The sequence below is a fragment of the Escherichia sp. MOD1-EC4550 genome (assembly GCF_963876935.1).
In the GTDB taxonomy this organism is placed as follows: Bacteria; Pseudomonadota; Gammaproteobacteria; order Enterobacterales; family Enterobacteriaceae; genus Escherichia; species Escherichia coli_F.
In genome coordinates, this window is the sequence record NZ_CAWNSE010000012.1 from 544,748 (window position 1) to 561,840 (window position 17,093).

Sequence of the window (17,093 nt, forward strand, 5' to 3'; positions counted from 1 at the left end):
CCAGACACGACTTTGTAGAAATTGTTTTACAAAAATGGCGATGCAATCTGCGGCGCGGGGTGGGATGATAGCCCACTTTCGAAAGCCGATTCGGCGACAATTGTCCCGAAATCGCCTCTGGTTCAGGTATACTGACAGACCATTTTTATCTATTTGATTCACCCAGGGGGAAAACTTGCAGGGTAAAGCACTCCAGGATTTTGTTATCGACAAAATTGATGACCTCAAAGGTCAGGACATCATCGCCTTAGACGTTCAGGGCAAATCCAGCATCACCGACTGCATGATCATCTGTACGGGTACGTCCAGCCGTCATGTTATGTCCATTGCTGACCACGTTGTGCAGGAGTCTCGCGCAGCGGGCCTGTTACCGCTCGGCGTAGAAGGTGAAAACAGCGCCGACTGGATTGTCGTGGATTTGGGCGATGTGATTGTCCATGTCATGCAGGAAGAGAGCCGTCGCCTGTATGAACTGGAAAAACTCTGGAGTTAATGCGTGAAGCTGCAACTTGTCGCCGTGGGAACGAAAATGCCGGACTGGGTACAAACCGGTTTTACCGAGTACCTGCGTCGTTTTCCGAAAGATATGCCCTTCGAGCTGATTGAAATTCCGGCCGGAAAACGCGGCAAGAATGCGGACATCAAGCGCATACTCGACAAAGAGGGTGAGCAGATGTTGGCGGCCGCAGGCAAAAACCGCATTGTCACCCTCGATATTCCAGGCAAGCCCTGGGATACGCCGCAGTTAGCCGCTGAGCTGGAACGCTGGAAACTGGATGGTCGCGACGTCAGTCTACTGATTGGCGGGCCTGAAGGGTTGTCGCCTGCCTGTAAAGCGGCGGCGGAGCAGAGCTGGTCGCTGTCGGCGCTTACCCTTCCCCATCCGCTGGTTCGCGTGCTGGTCGCAGAGAGTCTGTACCGGGCGTGGAGCATCACCACCAACCATCCTTATCACCGTGAGTGATAAGGGAGCTTTGAGTAGAAAACGCAGCGGATGAAACTACAGAACTCTTTTCGCGACTATACGGCAGAGTCCGCGCTGTTTGTGCGCCGGGCGCTGGTCGCCTTTTTGGGGATTTTGCTGCTGACCGGCGTGCTTATCGCCAACCTGTATAATCTGCAAATTGTTCGCTTTACCGATTACCAGACCCGATCTAATGAAAACCGCATTAAGCTGGTGCCTATCGCGCCCAGCCGCGGCATTATCTACGACCGTAACGGTATCCCTCTGGCACTTAACCGCACTATCTACCAGATAGAGATGATGCCGGAGAAAGTCGATAACGTGCAGCAAACGCTGGACGCTTTGCGCAGCGTGGTTGATCTGACCGATGACGATATTGCTGCATTCCGAAAAGAGCGCGCACGTTCACACCGTTTCACCTCCATTCCGGTGAAAACTAACCTGACTGAAGTACAAGTGGCACGCTTTGCCGTCAATCAGTACCGTTTTCCGGGTGTCGAAGTTAAAGGCTATAAGCGTCGTTACTATCCTTACGGTTCGGCGTTGACCCACGTCATCGGCTATGTGTCGAAAATCAACGATAAAGACGTCGAACGCCTGAATAATGACGGCAAACTGGCCAACTATGCGGCAACGCATGATATCGGTAAGCTGGGCATTGAGCGTTACTATGAAGACGTGCTGCACGGTCAGACAGGTTATGAAGAGGTTGAAGTTAACAACCGTGGGCGTGTTATCCGCCAGTTAAAAGAAGTCCCACCGCAAGCCGGTCACGATATTTACCTGACGCTGGATCTCAAACTCCAGCAATATATTGAAACGCTGCTGGCGGGTAGCCGCGCAGCTGTGGTAGTCACCGATCCGCGTACAGGTGGGGTGCTGGCGCTGGTTTCCACGCCTAGTTATGACCCAAACCTGTTTGTTGACGGTATCTCCAGCAAAGATTATTCCGCCTTGCTGAACGACCCGAATACACCGCTGGTGAACCGCGCCACACAGGGGGTTTATCCTCCCGCGTCTACAGTTAAACCCTATGTGGCGGTTTCGGCATTGAGCGCCGGAGTGATCACGCGCAATACGACGCTGTTTGACCCAGGCTGGTGGCAACTGCCAGGTTCAGAAAAACGTTATCGTGACTGGAAAAAATGGGGCCACGGGCGTCTGAATGTCACAAGATCGCTGGAAGAATCTGCGGATACCTTCTTCTATCAGGTGGCCTACGATATGGGGATCGATCGCCTCTCCGAATGGATGGGTAAATTCGGTTATGGTCATTACACCGGTATCGACCTGGCGGAAGAACGTTCCGGCAACATGCCTACCCGTGAATGGAAACAGAAACGCTTTAAAAAACCGTGGTATCAGGGTGACACCATTCCGGTTGGTATCGGTCAGGGTTACTGGACAGCGACCCCAATCCAGATGAGTAAGGCACTGATGATCCTGATTAATGACGGTATCGTGAAGGTTCCGCATTTGCTGATGAGCACCGCTGAAGACGGCAAACAGGTGCCATGGGTACAACCGCATGAACCGCCCGTCGGCGATATTCATTCCGGTTACTGGGAGCTGGCAAAAGACGGTATGTACGGTGTTGCTAACCGCCCTAACGGTACGGCGCATAAATACTTTGCCAGCGCACCGTACAAAATTGCAGCAAAATCCGGTACGGCTCAGGTCTTCGGCCTGAAAGCGAACGAAACCTATAATGCGCACAAAATTGCCGAGCGTTTACGTGACCACAAACTGATGACCGCCTTTGCGCCATACAACAATCCGCAAGTGGCTGTCGCCATGATTCTGGAGAACGGCGGTGCGGGTCCGGCGGTTGGTACGCTGATGCGCCAGATCCTCGACCACATTATGTTGGGTGATAACAACACCGATCTGCCTGCGGAAAATCCAGCGGTTGCCGCAGCGGAGGACCATTAATCATGACGGATAATCCGAATAAAAAAACATTCTGGGATAAAGTCCATCTCGATCCCACAATGCTGCTGATCTTACTGGCATTGCTGGTTTACAGCGCCCTGGTTATCTGGAGCGCCAGCGGTCAGGATATTGGCATGATGGAGCGTAAAATAGGCCAAATCGCGATGGGCCTGGTCATCATGGTGGTGATGGCGCAAATTCCTCCACGCGTTTATGAAGGCTGGGCCCCCTATCTCTATATCATCTGTATTATTTTGCTGGTGGCGGTAGATGCTTTCGGTGCCATCTCTAAAGGTGCTCAACGCTGGCTGGACCTCGGTATTGTTCGTTTTCAGCCGTCGGAAATTGCCAAAATAGCCGTACCATTGATGGTTGCGCGCTTTATCAACCGCGACGTTTGCCCGCCATCGTTGAAGAACACCGGCATCGCACTGGTGCTGATATTTATGCCCACATTGCTGGTGGCTGCGCAGCCTGACCTGGGGACATCAATCCTCGTTGCGCTTTCCGGTCTGTTTGTACTGTTCCTCTCTGGCCTTAGCTGGCGTCTGATTGGCGTCGCAGTAGTGCTGGTAGCGGCGTTCATTCCAATTCTGTGGTTCTTCCTGATGCATGATTACCAGCGCCAACGCGTAATGATGCTCCTGGACCCGGAATCAGACCCACTCGGCGCGGGCTATCACATTATTCAGTCTAAAATTGCTATTGGCTCCGGCGGATTACGCGGCAAAGGCTGGCTGCATGGCACTCAGTCACAGCTTGAATTTCTACCCGAACGCCATACCGACTTTATCTTCGCGGTACTGGCGGAAGAGCTGGGATTAGTGGGCATTTTGATTCTGCTCGCTCTCTACATTCTGCTGATCATGCGCGGGCTGTGGATAGCCGCCAGAGCGCAAACCACCTTTGGTCGCGTCATGGCTGGCGGCTTAATGCTGATATTATTCGTTTATGTCTTCGTAAATATTGGTATGGTAAGCGGTATTCTGCCGGTTGTAGGGGTTCCGCTCCCACTGGTCAGTTATGGAGGATCGGCGCTAATTGTGCTGATGGCTGGGTTCGGGATTGTAATGTCAATCCACACCCACAGGAAAATGTTGTCGAAAAGCGTGTAAGAGGTGCGCAATGCGTAAGCAGTGGCTCGGGATCTGCATCGCGGCAGGAATGCTCGCGGCATGTACAAGCGATGATGGTCAGCAACAGACGGTAAGTGTACCGCAGCCTGCGGTATGTAACGGCCCCATAGTTGAAATTAGCGGGGCGGACCCGCGTTTCGAACCACTGAACGCGACGGCAAATCAGGATTACCAGCGCGATGGTAAAAGCTACAAAATCGTGCAGGATCCGTCTCGATTTAGCCAGGCGGGACTGGCGGCAATCTATGATGCCGAACCAGGCAGTAACCTGACGGCCTCTGGCGAAGCTTTCGATCCGACACAGCTGACGGCGGCCCATCCAACGCTTCCGATCCCCAGCTACGCCAGAATCACTAACCTGGCTAACGGGCGAATGATCGTGGTGCGCATTAATGATCGCGGTCCTTATGGCAACGACCGCGTTATTTCGCTTTCTCGCGCAGCAGCTGACCGTCTTAACACGTCAAACAACACCAAAGTTCGTATCGATCCGATTATTGTCGCCCAGGATGGTTCGCTTTCTGGTCCTGGTATGGCTTGTACCACAGTCGCCAAACAGACTTACGCCCTGCCTGCACCTCCCGATTTAAGCGGCGGCGCAGGAACAAGTTCAGTGTCTGGCCCGCAGGGTGACATTCTTCCGGTCAGTAATTCGACGCTAAAAAGCGAAGATCCGACTGGCGCGCCGGTAACCAGCAGCGGTTTCCTCGGCGCACCAACGACCTTAGCGCCTGGTGTTCTGGAAGGCAGCGAACCAACGCCTGCACCACAGCCCGTTGTTACAGCTCCCTCGACAACGCCTGCAACCTCGCCTGCAATGGTGACACCGCAAGCCGCCTCGCAAAGCGCTAGCGGCAACTTTATGGTGCAAGTTGGGGCAGTAAGCGATCAGGCGCGTGCGCAACAGTACCAACAGCAACTGGGACAGAAGTTCGGCGTCCCCGGTCGCGTAACTCAAAATGGCGCGGTCTGGCGGATCCAGCTTGGCCCATTCGCCAGCAAAGCCGAAGCCAGTACCTTGCAGCAACGTTTGCAAACCGAAGCCCAATTGCAGTCATTTATTACCACCGCGCAGTAGCGTAAAGCAGGCATCTGATGTGTCAATTTCTGTAAATGACGTTAACAAAGTCACGCGGAAAGTCAGATGCCTGCCGGTAGTGCATTTGCTATAGTAGGGCACTTTTTTTAATTCCATCACGGATGTCGTAGTTCAGACCATGAATACCATTTTTTCCGCTCGTATCATGAAGCGCCTGGCGCTCACCACGGCTCTTTGCACAGCCTTTATCTCTGCTGCACATGCCGATGACCTGAATATCAAAACTATGATCCCGGGTGTACCGCAGATCGATGCGGAGTCCTACATCCTGATTGACTATAACTCGGGCAAAGTGCTCGCCGAACAGAACGCAGATGTCCGCCGCGATCCTGCCAGTCTGACCAAAATGATGACCAGTTACGTTATCGGCCAGGCAATGAAAGCCGGTAAATTTAAAGAAACTGATTTAGTCACTATCGGCAACGACGCATGGGCCACCGGTAACCCGGTGTTTAAAGGTTCTTCGCTGATGTTCCTCAAACCGGGCATGCAGGTTCCGGTTTCTCAGCTGATCCGCGGTATTAACCTGCAATCGGGTAACGATGCTTGCGTCGCCATGGCCGATTTTGCCGCTGGTAGCCAGGACGCTTTTGTTGGCTTGATGAACAGCTACGTTAACGCACTGGGCCTGAAAAACACTCACTTCCAGACCGTGCACGGTCTCGACGCTGACGGTCAGTACAGCTCCGCGCGAGATATGGCGCTGATCGGCCAGGCGTTGATCCGTGACGTACCGAATGAATACTCGATCTATAAAGAAAAAGAATTTACGTTTAACGGTATTCGCCAGCTGAACCGTAACGGCCTGTTATGGGATAACAGCCTGAATGTCGACGGCATCAAAACCGGACACACTGACAAAGCAGGTTACAACCTTGTTGCTTCTGCGACTGAAGGCCAGATGCGCTTGATCTCTGCGGTGATGGGCGGACGTACTTTTAAAGGCCGTGAAGCCGAAAGTAAAAAACTGCTAACCTGGGGCTTCCGTTTCTTCGAAACCGTTAACCCACTGAAAGTAGGTAAAGAGTTCGCCTCTGAACCGGTTTGGTTTGGTGATTCTGATCGCGCTTCGTTAGGTGTTGATAAAGACGTGTACCTGACCATTCCGCGTGGCCGCATGAAAGATCTGAAAGCCAGCTATGTGCTGAACAGCAGTGAATTGCATGCGCCGCTGCAAAAGAATCAGGTCGTCGGTACTATCAACTTCCAGCTTGATGGCAAAACGATCGAACAACGCCCGCTGGTTGTGCTGCAAGAAATCCCGGAAGGCAACTTCTTCGGCAAAATCATTGATTACATTAAATTAATGTTCCATCACTGGTTTGGTTAAAAATCGAACACTTGAAAGTGTAATTTCCGTCCCCATATACTAAGCATCAGTAAAAAACTCCCGCCTTCTGGCGGGAGTTGCTATTTAATTACGTTACGCCGGAGCTGACATGAAAACCAAACTTAACGAACTGCTTGAATTCCCTACTCCTTTTACTTACAAAGTTATGGGGCAGGCGTTACCTGAGCTGGTTGATCAGGTGGTTGAAGTGGTACAGCGCCATGCGCCAGGTGACTACACCCCAACGGTAAAACCAAGCAGCAAAGGCAACTACCACTCGGTATCTATCACTATCAACGCCACTCATATTGAGCAGGTTGAAACACTGTATGAAGAACTGGGCAAAATCGATATTGTCCGCATGGTTCTGTAACTCGCGTATTCTTTACCCGGCCCCTGGTCGGGTAACTCCCCTCTCCTCGCTGTGATATACTTTTCCCCCACTTTTACTCATTCTCCACGGAGATGCCGTTTTGTATCAGGATAAAATTCTTGTCCGCCAGCTCGGTCTTCAGCCTTACGAGCCAATCTCCCAGGCTATGCATGAATTCACCGATACCCGCGATGAAAGTACTCTTGATGAAATCTGGCTGGTCGAGCACTATCCGGTATTCACCCAAGGGCAGGCAGGAAAAGCGGAGCACATTTTAATGCCGGGCGATATTCCGGTGATCCAAAGCGATCGCGGTGGGCAGGTGACTTATCACGGGCCGGGGCAACAGGTGATGTATGTGTTGCTTAACCTGAAACGCCGTAAACTCGGTGTGCGTGAACTGGTGACCTTGCTCGAGCAAACAGTGGTGAATACCCTGGCTGAACTGGGTATAGAAGCACATCCTCGGGCTGACGCGCCTGGTGTCTATGTCGGGGAAAAGAAAATTTGCTCACTTGGCTTACGTATTCGGCGCGGTTGTTCATTCCACGGTCTGGCATTAAACGTCAATATGGATCTTTCGCCATTTTTACGTATTAATCCTTGTGGGTATGCCGGAATGGAAATGGCTAAAATATCACAATGGAAACCCGAAGCGACAACTAATAATATTGCACCGCGTTTGCTAGAAAATATTTTAGTGCTACTAAACAATCCCGACTTCGAATATATTACCGCTTAATTACATACATCAATGGCCCAATTTACACTGGGTCATTACTCATAATACCTGCTAATGCTTTACTTCTCCTTCGCGTTTGTATATTTTCTTTATCACTTGCAGAAATGCGATGCAATGCTTCGCTCCGTAACTCACCCCATTGATTAACTTATTGAAATAGTTGACTATGGTGAGCAAAAGCGTTCCATTCAAATTAGATATAAGATTATTGTAATTTTTTTAAATATTATTTTTCCATGAATAAAATTGGAGTAAGTGCGTGGATAGTAATAATCAAATTGAACCCTGTTTAAGCAGAAAGTCGTCAGAAGGTAAACCACAAATATTTACAACCTTACGAAATATTGATCTTAACCTTCTGACTATTTTTGAAGCTGTGTATGTGCATAAAGGGATCGTTAATGCAGCGAAAGTGCTTAATCTGACACCCTCGGCAATCAGTCAGTCTATTCAGAAACTGCGCGTTATATTCCCTGACCCATTGTTTATTCGCAAAGGCCAGGGCGTCACTCCTACTGCATTTGCAATGCATTTGCATGAGTATATCAGTCAGGGCCTTGAATCCATTCTCGGCGCGCTGGATATCGAAGGAACCTATGATAAGCAACGAACGATAACTATCGCGACCACCCCCTCGGTCGGAGCCCTGGTCCTTCCTGTCATCTATCGGGCGATTAAATCTCACTATCCGCAGCTTTTACTGCGCAACCCCCCCATCAGCGACGCGGAAAACCAACTCAGTCAGTTTCAAACCGATCTCATCATCGATAACATGTTTTGCACCAATCGTACGGTGCAACATCATGTTCTGTTCACCGACAATATGGTGTTAATTTGCCGCGAGGGAAATCCGCTACTCTCTTTAGAAGATGACAGAGAGACTATTGGCAACGCTGCGCATATACTCCTGTTACCGGAAGGGCAAAATTTCAGCGGTCTGCGGCAGAGAGTTCAAGAGATGTTTCCGGACCGGCAAATCAGTTTCACCAGCTACAACATTTTGACAATCGCTGCACTGGTTGCCAACAGTGACATGTTAGCGATTATTCCCAGCCGTTTTTATAACCTGTTTAGCCGTTGCTGGCCGCTGGAAAAACTGCCTTTTCCGTCCTTAAATGAGGAGCAAATAGATTTCTCTATCCACTACAACAAATTCAGCCTGCGTGATCCCATCCTGCACGGGGTAATAGATGTTATCCGTAATGCATTTTGAAAAAGTATTGTTACAGCCAGATCACAGCGAAGAACGAAAAAATGGCACAATCCAACAACAATTTTACATTTTCGCGACCGCTTTGGCTGCTTTCAGGTCCGTTTCAATGATATACTGCCAGTCGTTAATTCAAAAATAGTTGATAATTACAACAATCTATTGAATTGAAACGCTTTCCTTCGTAATTCGCAACTGGAACACGCACGCTATGAGTAAACCCATTGTGATGGAACGCGGTGTTAAATACCGCGATGCCGATAAGATGGCCCTTATCCCGGTTAAAAACGTGGCAACAGAGCGCGAAGCCCTGCTGCGCAAGCCGGAATGGATGAAAATCAAGCTTCCAGCGGACTCTACACGTATCCAGGGCATCAAAGCCGCAATGCGCAAAAATGGCCTGCATTCTGTCTGCGAGGAAGCCTCCTGCCCTAACCTGGCGGAATGCTTCAACCACGGCACAGCAACGTTTATGATCCTCGGCGCTATTTGTACCCGCCGTTGTCCGTTCTGTGACGTTGCTCACGGTCGCCCGGTAGCTCCGGATGCCAATGAACCAGTGAAACTGGCACAGACCATTGCCGATATGGCGCTGCGTTATGTGGTTATCACCTCCGTTGACCGTGATGACCTGCGCGATGGCGGTGCCCAGCACTTTGCGGATTGCATTACTGCCATTCGGGAAAAAAGCCCGCAAATCAAAATTGAAACTCTGGTGCCGGATTTCCGCGGTCGTATGGATCGTGCTCTGGATATTCTGACCGCCACACCACCAGATGTGTTCAACCATAACCTGGAAAACGTACCGCGTATTTACCGTCAGGTACGGCCTGGTGCAGATTACAACTGGTCGCTGAAGCTGCTGGAACGCTTTAAAGAAGCGCATCCGGAAATCCCGACCAAGTCTGGTCTGATGGTGGGTCTGGGTGAAACCAATGAAGAAATTATTGAGGTAATGCGCGACCTGCGCCGTCATGGTGTGACGATGCTAACGCTGGGGCAATATTTGCAGCCAAGCCGCCATCACCTGCCGGTTCAACGTTACGTTAGCCCGGATGAGTTCGACGAAATGAAAGCCGAAGCGCTGGCGATGGGCTTTACCCATGCTGCATGCGGTCCGTTTGTCCGCTCGTCTTACCACGCCGATTTGCAGGCGAAAGGGATGGAAGTTAAGTAATCCTGTAATAATTACTTACATCTGTCTGATAAAAAACCCGCTTTTTGAAGCGGGTTTTTTGTATCGAACAAGATATTGAGGGAGCGTCCTGCTCGCCACGTCACTCTTTATGAGAGAGCTTTTCAGCCTGAAGATCAACGTCTGCGCCTTTTTTCGCCGCAGCATCGTCATCATTCATCGCCTTCTTGAACCCTTTAATGGCCGCTCCAAGGTCTCCGCCCAGCGTACGTAACTTCTTAGTCCCAAACAGCAGAACGACCAGCGCCGCAACTACCAGCAGTTTGGTAATACTAATCTCACCCATAGATACCTTCTTGACATATAACCGGCAACAGAACGCGCCTTAAAAACCAGAGAATATTAACGGTCATTCGACGCGCGCACACAATAGCAATCTGTAACAAGGTGAATCAAGCGCCGCGTAAAAAAACATCATAATAATTGCGGCGGCGCAAAGCGACGGTTGTTTAAGACGGGCAGTTGCGCGCGGACCTGACGCACACGTTCGGGCGTCACTTCCGCCATAATGAGTGCAGGCATTTCTGACGCTGCCGCAATGGTGACGCCAAAGGGATCTATAATCCGGCTTTGCCCGATATTTTTGTTCCCGCACTCCCCCGCCGCCACCATATAACAGGTGGTATCCAGCGCACGAGCGGCAAGCAACGTTGACCACTGATGCTCTTTGAGCGGCCCGCGAACCCAGGCGGCAGGAAGTACCAGGATTTCAGCTCCCTGTAATGCCTGTGCCAGCGCCAGCTCTGGAAAGCGTAAGTCATAACAGGTCATCAGACCGACCTTCATCCCTTCCACCTCCAGTAACGGAGCTATTTCATTACCAGCATCAACATGGCGTGATTCCTGAATGGCAAATGCATCATAGAGATGCAGTTTGGCATAACGGGCGACGATGTTTCCTGCCTGTAGCGCCACCAGCATATTCCATGCGCGCCCCGGCGTTGAAGGAACATGAATCGTCAGAATTGTCGTCATCATGTTACGTTTACTTTCTCGCCGTAAACGTCCGAGGAATTCGCCTTCCAGCAGCTGTGCTGATTTAACCGATAGATCTGCATCATGATCATCACGCGCCAACAATGCTTCCGGCAGGACAAACAGCGAAACGTCGTTTTCCGCCGCCTGCGCCATCAACGAGGCACAAATCTCAGCGTTCTTTTCCCACACAGATGTAACAGCAAACTGTCCTGCGGCAACCAGCATTGCCACCTCCTCCTGTCAGAGTCGTAAAATTCGCCAACGGCGATTATTCGGCGTTACACTTATCACTCATACAAATCAAATAGCAGGATTTTGCAGTGTTACAACTTCTTTTAGCAGTTTTTATTGGCGGTGGTACGGGAAGCGTGGCGAGATGGCTGTTAAGTATGCGATTTAACCCGCTGCATCAGGCGATTCCGTTGGGGACGCTGGCTGCAAACCTGATTGGGGCATTCATCATAGGAATGGGATTCGCCTGGTTTAGCAGGATGACGAACATTGATCCAGTGTGGAAAGTATTAATCACCACCGGATTTTGTGGCGGTCTAACAACCTTCTCAACATTTTCGGCAGAAGTGGTGTTTTTGTTACAAGAGGGCCGCTTTGGCTGGGCATTACTGAACGTTTTCGTCAACCTTCTGGGGTCTTTTGCCATGACCGCACTGGCTTTCTGGCTGTTTTCGGCCTCAACCGCACACTAAAGACCAAAAAAAACCCGCTGATTAAGCGGGTTTTGAATTCTTGCTGACGTATCTTACAGAGCGATTACGTTTGCAGCAGAAGGGCCTTTGGCACCGTTAGTGATTTCGAACTCTACGCGCTGACCTTCAGCAAGAGTTTTAAAACCATTAGTCTGGATTGCAGAGAAGTGTACGAACACGTCTTTGCTGCCGTCTTCCGGAGTAATGAAACCGAATCCTTTGGACTCATTAAACCACTTAACGTTACCTTTAATCTTAGACATCAAAATTACCTTTACATGAAAAATAGACACAAATGCTGTGTCGGTTACCAGTACACCAATTGTGGTACGCTTTGTCCAGTGCAACTTTACTAAAAAGTGATAAAAGTCGCGTTATTTTTGATGTTAATTATTTTACTCATTGATTTTAAAGAAGTTACTAAAATTTCATTTGTCTCAAAACTGAAAGCGCATCCAGGCAAAGTACACATTGCCATTGTTATAGGTACCCGGAATGTAGGTCATCTGAAAAGTCACTGGACCATAACCCACAGAGGCCAATGGCAGTAGAACCGGGAGAGGGATGTAATTCCAGTTATCGCGTGCCGTTACGCCAGCGGTGAATCCCAGTCCTAAATGAAAATTTTCATCCGCCAGCGGTCGCCAGGTACTTTCCCATCCGTATCCGGCAATCGGTTCCCATTTGTTCCACGAGTCCTTAAATGCCATGGCATACAGGCCATGCCAGTTTCCTTTTTCATCCCAACGCGACTGACCAAAACCGCCACCCCACGGTCGCTCGTTATAACGATCGGTTTTTTCTTTGTCGTAAGCGAAACGTGCATGCCAGGTGATGGCAGGAATATATAAATCATAATGTTCAGGCTGTTGCCAGGTTTGTGTAATATTTTCTCCAAACGTTGTCATCCACTCATCTGCGTTAGCTAAAACTTTACCAACGCTGATTAACTGAATAAAAACAAAGGAAAATATAGCGACATATTTACTCACGTTCATTTGTGACCATAAAACATTTATCAAAAATCTACTACTAGCATAGCAAAACTACAATTAACATAACCTTAATAGACCCAACATGAAGAATAATCTGAATAGCTGCTCTATTTATTTCCGCTTGTTCAAGATAAATATTTCCGTGCATCGATTTAAGATGATACTTCGTTTTCTGCGATGGGAATAGTCATAAAAGAAAAAGCAAGTTGTTTCTGATAACAAAATGCAACCAAGAAAAAATTAACTTATTTTTTAATAAGATACAAAAAACATCTTAATGAAGAATATATTATATATTGTCAACCCACGCCCATTGCAGATTGTTTTTTGAGCACACAACCGCAGCTAACACCATTGCAATTAACAAATTTGCATCAATCCACCATCAATTTACACACATTATTATGTGATAATTGCCAAACGCTAAATATGCGTTTTGTTATCTATGTATAAAAACAGCAACTTCAATGTCTTAATGGCAGTTTTTCTTGATTTTAATCAGCATTCACCGCCAATTTATTGGGCATATTTTTTCCTTAAGTTTTAGGAATTTTTTATTATTTACTTTGGGGCCTGGAGACAGGAAAAATTATGCTGACATTCATTGAACTCCTTATTGGGGTTGTGGTTATTGTGGGTGTAGCTCGCTACATCATTAAAGGGTATTCCGCCACTGGCGTGTTATTTGTCGGTGGCCTGTTATTGCTGATTATTAGTGCCATTATGGGGCACAAAGTGTTACCGTCCAGCCAGGCTTCAACAGGCTACAGCGCCACGGATATCGTTGAATACGTTAAAATATTGCTAATGAGCCGCGGCGGCGACCTCGGCATGATGATTATGATGCTGTGTGGCTTTGCCGCTTACATGACCCATATCGGCGCGAATGATATGGTGGTCAAGCTGGCGTCAAAACCATTGCAGTATATTAACTCCCCTTACCTGTTGATGATTGCCGCCTATTTTGTCGCCTGTCTGATGTCTCTGGCCGTCTCTTCCGCAACCGGTCTGGGTGTTTTGCTGATGGCAACCCTGTTTCCGGTGATGGTGAACGTTGGTATCAGCCGTGGTGCAGCTGCTGCTATTTGTGCCTCCCCGGCGGCGATTATTCTCGCACCGACTTCAGGGGATGTGGTGCTGGCGGCGCAGGCTTCCGAAATGTCGCTGATTGATTTCGCCTTCAAAACGACGCTGCCTATCTCAATTGCTGCAATTATCGGCATGGCGATCGCCCACTTCTTCTGGCAACGTTATCTGGATAAAAAAGAGCACATCTCTCATGAAATGTTAGATGTCAGCGAAATCACCACCACTGCTCCTGCGTTTTATGCCATTTTGCCGTTCACGCCGATCATCGGAGTGCTGATTTTTGACGGCAAATGGGGGCCGCAATTACACATCATCACTATTCTGGTGATTTGTATGCTGATTGCCTCCATTCTGGAGTTCATCCGCAGCTTTAATACCCAGAAAGTGTTCTCGGGCCTGGAAGTGGCTTATCGCGGGATGGCAGATGCGTTTGCTAACGTGGTGATGCTGCTGGTTGCCGCTGGGGTATTCGCTCAGGGGCTTAGCACCATCGGCTTTATTCAAAGTCTGATTTCTATCGCCACTTCGTTTGGTTCGGCGAGTATCATCCTGATGCTGGTATTGGTGATCCTGACAATGCTGGCGGCAGTCACGACCGGTTCAGGCAATGCGCCGTTTTATGCGTTTGTTGAGATGATCCCGAAACTGGCGCACTCTTCCGGCATTAACCCGGCGTATTTGACTATCCCAATGCTGCAGGCGTCAAACCTCGGTCGTACCCTGTCACCCGTTTCTGGCGTAGTCGTTGCGGTTGCCGGGATGGCGAAAATCTCACCATTTGAAGTCGTAAAACGCACCTCGGTGCCGGTGCTTGTTGGGCTGGTGATTGTTATCGTTGCTACAGAGCTGATGGTGCCAGGAACGGCAGCCGCGGTCACAGGCAAGTAAATAGTCATGCCGGAGGCAAGCTTCCTCCGGCTTTATCATGTCACCCACTGTGGTATATGCGTTGCGGTCTGCCAACTTTGCCGTGAACAATTTCAGCAATAATCAGATGGCGGCTGGCGCAATATTCAAGATAACGTCTGGCAGTGGTGCGGCTGATAGTCAGTGCCTGCGCCACCGTTTCTGCCGTATGTTGCACACCAGGCTCTTTAAACAGTTTTCGCACCGCGTTTAGCGTCAAGGGGTCAATGCCGGTCGGCAGTTCGTCTTTGGGTTCACCGCGAGCATAGGCATTAAACATCTCATCGATTTGCTTCTGGCTGGCGCTATCAATACTTTCCAGCATATGTTTACGCTGGCGGAAACGGGTTAGCGTTTGCCCCAGCCGTTCATAGGCAATTGGCTTAATGAGATAATCAAATACACCACAACGTACGGCTTCAGACACCGTTTCCATATCACTGGCTGCAGTGGTAAACACCACGTCACCGGGATAATGCGCCTGCACCAGTTCATGCAGTAAATTAATCCCTCTACCGTCAGGAAGATAGTTATCGAGCAAGATTAGCCCCGGCTTAAAACGCTCGATCATCATTCGGGCCTGCGCCAGGTTTCCCGCCAGTAATATCTGACTGAATCCGGGAATGTGACGAATATATTCCGCATGCATCTCTGCCAGCGGCGTTTCGTCCTCAACGATCAATAGGGTTAATGGAGCTGTCATTAGGTTTCACTTTCGGAATATAGATTGAAAATAAGGTACCGCAGGGATCATTATCTTCGAGAGTGATAACACCACCGCAGCGCGTTACGTAGCTGGCAATCAAGTACAACCCAATGCCATGTTCGCCGGGCTCGTCAGCACGCGTACTGACACCCTGCTCAAATATTTTGTCTCGTAGAGACTCTGGAACGCCGCAGCCCTGATCGGCGACTTCAATCACCACATCATCGCCTTCATCGCTGAGGAATAATTCAACGATCTTGTTTCCTTCATCGCTACGCAGGCTGGCTTCGAAGGCGTTATCAAGTAAATTGCCAACAATGGCTGCAAACTCGGTGCTGTCCAGTCCTGGCGGCAGTTGCGAAAGCTGACTTCCGGGGACGATGACCATTTTTAGCCCCAGTTCGCGGGCGCGCTGCACTTTACCAAAAAGCAGCCCCGCCACCTGGCGATCGGCAAACGCCTCGCGCAGGCTATCAATAAGCTGTTGCTGGGCCTGAGACTCCCCCTGCACCATCGCCAACACGCGATCATACTCTTTCATCTGCAACAGACCATTGAGCGTCGACATCCAATTGAGATGCTCGTGTCGCAATGTGCGCAGGCTCTCGACGTATTGTTTAATTTGCGTCAGTTGTGCATTGAGGGTGGATATTTCGTCTTTACTACGAAAGCTGATAATGGCCCCCAGCAAATCATCACCAGAACGAATAGCTTCCCGGTTGGCAATAACGCTCAGACCGTTAAAGTTCGCCACCACATCCTGACGTTTTTCATCAATCTGTTCGGTAAAGAAATCGGCGGGCCTGACCACTTCAGCAATGGGTTTACCCAACCATTGCCGTCCGGGGGAACTCAGCCCCAGCATCTTTCTTGCGTTACGATTGATGGCGGTAATGTAACCGTGCGGATCCACCGCAATCAGCCCTTCATAAACCGAACTAAACAGCGCCTCTTGCTGACGGACCACGCGTGCGATTTGCTTTGGCTCCATGCCCATCATTTGCCGACGGATATGCGCGGCCAGGAACCACGACAGCAACATCAGAATCCCTAACAGCACGACAAACACGCCAGCCATCGGTAATAAAAACTCAGCCCGCCAGCTATCGATTTTACTCACCAGGTAGCCAATCGACACCACGCCGATGACTTTTCCATCGTCATCAAAGATTGGCGTTTTGGCACGCATCGCCATGCCAATTGACCCTTTCCCGGTGATAAAGTAGCTCTCCCCTTTCTCCAGCGCGCCCGGTTTGGTGAATTGCATAGGATAACCAATTTTCTCCGGATTAGGATGGTAAAGACGAATCGAGTGCCGATCGCCAATCACCACATAATCGAAATCAGTATCTCTTTGTAATTTGTCTGCGATGGTCGCCAGCCTCTTGTAGTCACGCGTTTTCACTGCGCTGATGATACTGTCATTAGAAGCAATAATTTTTGCCTGATTCATTGCCATGTCGCGCACATGAAGCGTTAAATAGTCCTCAAAACTGGCCGTAAAATATTGCGCCAGGGCTGCAATGACAAATATTGAGAACACCAGAATCAGCAAAAAGATACGCAGCGGAAATGCCAGTCTTTGGAAAAATGCAAACTGTTTATTCTCGTTAAGCTGCAACATTGTTTTCCTTGCGGGTTGTCCCGAGCCTTTTTGACGGATGTAATTAAAATGTTGAATCAAAATACATAGATATTAAATATAATCGTGGCAAATTTTATTCATTAAATCAA

At 49.4% G+C, this 17,093-nt stretch carries 18 protein-coding genes; 12 read left to right on the forward strand and 6 right to left on the reverse strand.

The features are described 5' to 3' along the window. Window positions 1-175: 175 nt before the first annotated feature. The 10 genes from rsfS to lipA all read left to right on the forward strand — a co-directional run bounded on the left by rsfS (window position 176) and on the right by lipA (window position 9,963). Window positions 176-493 carry a ribosome silencing factor gene (gene rsfS / locus AACU19_RS09955; RefSeq protein ID WP_001161664.1) on the forward strand — a complete coding sequence of 106 codons (318 nt, stop codon included), beginning with the start codon at window positions 176-178 and terminating at the stop codon, window positions 491-493. A 3-nt stretch (window positions 494-496) separates the two neighbouring features. Then, complete coding sequence (gene rlmH / locus AACU19_RS09960; protein WP_000776104.1) at window positions 497-964, forward strand: 23S rRNA (pseudouridine(1915)-N(3))-methyltransferase RlmH; 468 nt, start codon at window positions 497-499, stop codon at window positions 962-964. A 30-nt stretch (window positions 965-994) separates the two neighbouring features. Beyond that, complete coding sequence (gene mrdA, locus AACU19_RS09965) at window positions 995-2,896, forward strand: peptidoglycan DD-transpeptidase MrdA (protein WP_000776191.1); 1,902 nt, start codon at window positions 995-997, stop codon at window positions 2,894-2,896. Between the two features lie 2 nt (window positions 2,897-2,898). Further along, entirely contained in the window at window positions 2,899-4,011 is a 1,113-nt protein-coding gene (gene mrdB, locus AACU19_RS09970) for a peptidoglycan glycosyltransferase MrdB (RefSeq protein ID WP_000131719.1), read from the forward strand. 10 nt (window positions 4,012-4,021) lie between these two features. Next, window positions 4,022-5,110, forward strand: coding sequence for an endolytic peptidoglycan transglycosylase RlpA (gene rlpA / locus AACU19_RS09975; protein ID WP_001231428.1), 1,089 nt, complete (start codon window positions 4,022-4,024; stop codon window positions 5,108-5,110). Between the two features lie 139 nt (window positions 5,111-5,249). Further along, on the forward strand, window positions 5,250-6,461 hold the full coding sequence (gene dacA / locus AACU19_RS09980; RefSeq protein WP_001092082.1) for a D-alanyl-D-alanine carboxypeptidase DacA: 1,212 nt from the start codon (window positions 5,250-5,252) through the stop codon (window positions 6,459-6,461). Between the two features lie 109 nt (window positions 6,462-6,570). Then, window positions 6,571-6,834 carry a DUF493 family protein YbeD gene (gene ybeD / locus AACU19_RS09985; protein WP_000850550.1) on the forward strand — a complete coding sequence of 88 codons (264 nt, stop codon included), beginning with the start codon at window positions 6,571-6,573 and terminating at the stop codon, window positions 6,832-6,834. 100 nt (window positions 6,835-6,934) lie between these two features. Next, window positions 6,935-7,576: a lipoyl(octanoyl) transferase LipB gene (gene lipB, locus AACU19_RS09990; RefSeq protein ID WP_000284041.1), complete on the forward strand. Its 642-nt coding sequence runs from the start codon at window positions 6,935-6,937 to the stop codon at window positions 7,574-7,576. 259 nt (window positions 7,577-7,835) lie between these two features. Next, entirely contained in the window at window positions 7,836-8,789 is a 954-nt protein-coding gene (locus AACU19_RS09995; protein ID WP_000378040.1) for a YbeF family transcriptional regulator, read from the forward strand. Window positions 8,790-8,997: 208 nt separating this feature from the next. Continuing rightward, complete coding sequence (gene lipA, locus AACU19_RS10000; protein ID WP_000042632.1) at window positions 8,998-9,963, forward strand: lipoyl synthase; 966 nt, start codon at window positions 8,998-9,000, stop codon at window positions 9,961-9,963. A gap of 100 nt (window positions 9,964-10,063) precedes the next feature. Here the strand turns inward: lipA and tatE are convergent, their stop codons facing one another. Together tatE and AACU19_RS10010 are read right to left on the reverse strand one after the other, a co-directional pair. Beyond that, window positions 10,064-10,267, reverse strand: coding sequence for a twin-arginine translocase subunit TatE (tatE, locus tag AACU19_RS10005; RefSeq protein WP_000503931.1), 204 nt, complete (start codon window positions 10,265-10,267; stop codon window positions 10,064-10,066). A gap of 128 nt (window positions 10,268-10,395) precedes the next feature. Then, the gene (locus AACU19_RS10010) at window positions 10,396-11,184 is read right to left on the reverse strand and encodes a deaminated glutathione amidase (RefSeq protein WP_105278176.1); all 789 of its coding nucleotides are present in this window, start codon (window positions 11,182-11,184) and stop codon (window positions 10,396-10,398) included. Between the two features lie 95 nt (window positions 11,185-11,279). Here AACU19_RS10010 and crcB point away from each other — a divergent pair, with 95 nt between their 5' ends. Further along, window positions 11,280-11,663 (forward strand): fluoride efflux transporter CrcB, encoded by a 384-nt coding sequence (gene crcB / locus AACU19_RS10015; protein WP_000939738.1) that lies wholly within the window; start codon window positions 11,280-11,282, stop codon window positions 11,661-11,663. Window positions 11,664-11,716: 53 nt separating this feature from the next. On the opposite strand, the gene cspE is transcribed toward crcB, so the two are convergent. Both cspE and pagP read right to left on the reverse strand, forming a co-directional pair. Continuing rightward, entirely contained in the window at window positions 11,717-11,926 is a 210-nt protein-coding gene (cspE, locus tag AACU19_RS10020; RefSeq protein ID WP_000034825.1) for a transcription antiterminator/RNA stability regulator CspE, read from the reverse strand. A 174-nt stretch (window positions 11,927-12,100) separates the two neighbouring features. Continuing rightward, a complete protein-coding gene (gene pagP / locus AACU19_RS10025) occupies window positions 12,101-12,661 on the reverse strand; it encodes a lipid IV(A) palmitoyltransferase PagP (RefSeq protein ID WP_001601868.1) in 561 nt (186 codons plus the stop codon). A gap of 588 nt (window positions 12,662-13,249) precedes the next feature. Between pagP and dcuC the strand changes: the two genes are divergently transcribed. After that, the gene (gene dcuC / locus AACU19_RS10030; protein ID WP_000955057.1) at window positions 13,250-14,635 is read left to right on the forward strand and encodes an anaerobic C4-dicarboxylate transporter DcuC; all 1,386 of its coding nucleotides are present in this window, start codon (window positions 13,250-13,252) and stop codon (window positions 14,633-14,635) included. A gap of 40 nt (window positions 14,636-14,675) precedes the next feature. On the opposite strand, the gene dpiA is transcribed toward dcuC, so the two are convergent. Continuing rightward, window positions 14,676-15,356 carry a two-component response regulator DpiA gene (gene dpiA / locus AACU19_RS10035; protein WP_000126500.1) on the reverse strand — a complete coding sequence of 227 codons (681 nt, stop codon included), beginning with the start codon at window positions 15,354-15,356 and terminating at the stop codon, window positions 14,676-14,678. Then, window positions 15,325-16,983, reverse strand: a complete 1,659-nt coding sequence (dpiB, locus tag AACU19_RS10040; protein ID WP_001305557.1) for a sensor histidine kinase DpiB — start codon at window positions 16,981-16,983, stop codon at window positions 15,325-15,327. The genes dpiA and dpiB overlap by 32 nt, the downstream gene beginning before the upstream one ends. Window positions 16,984-17,093 lie beyond the last annotated feature (110 nt).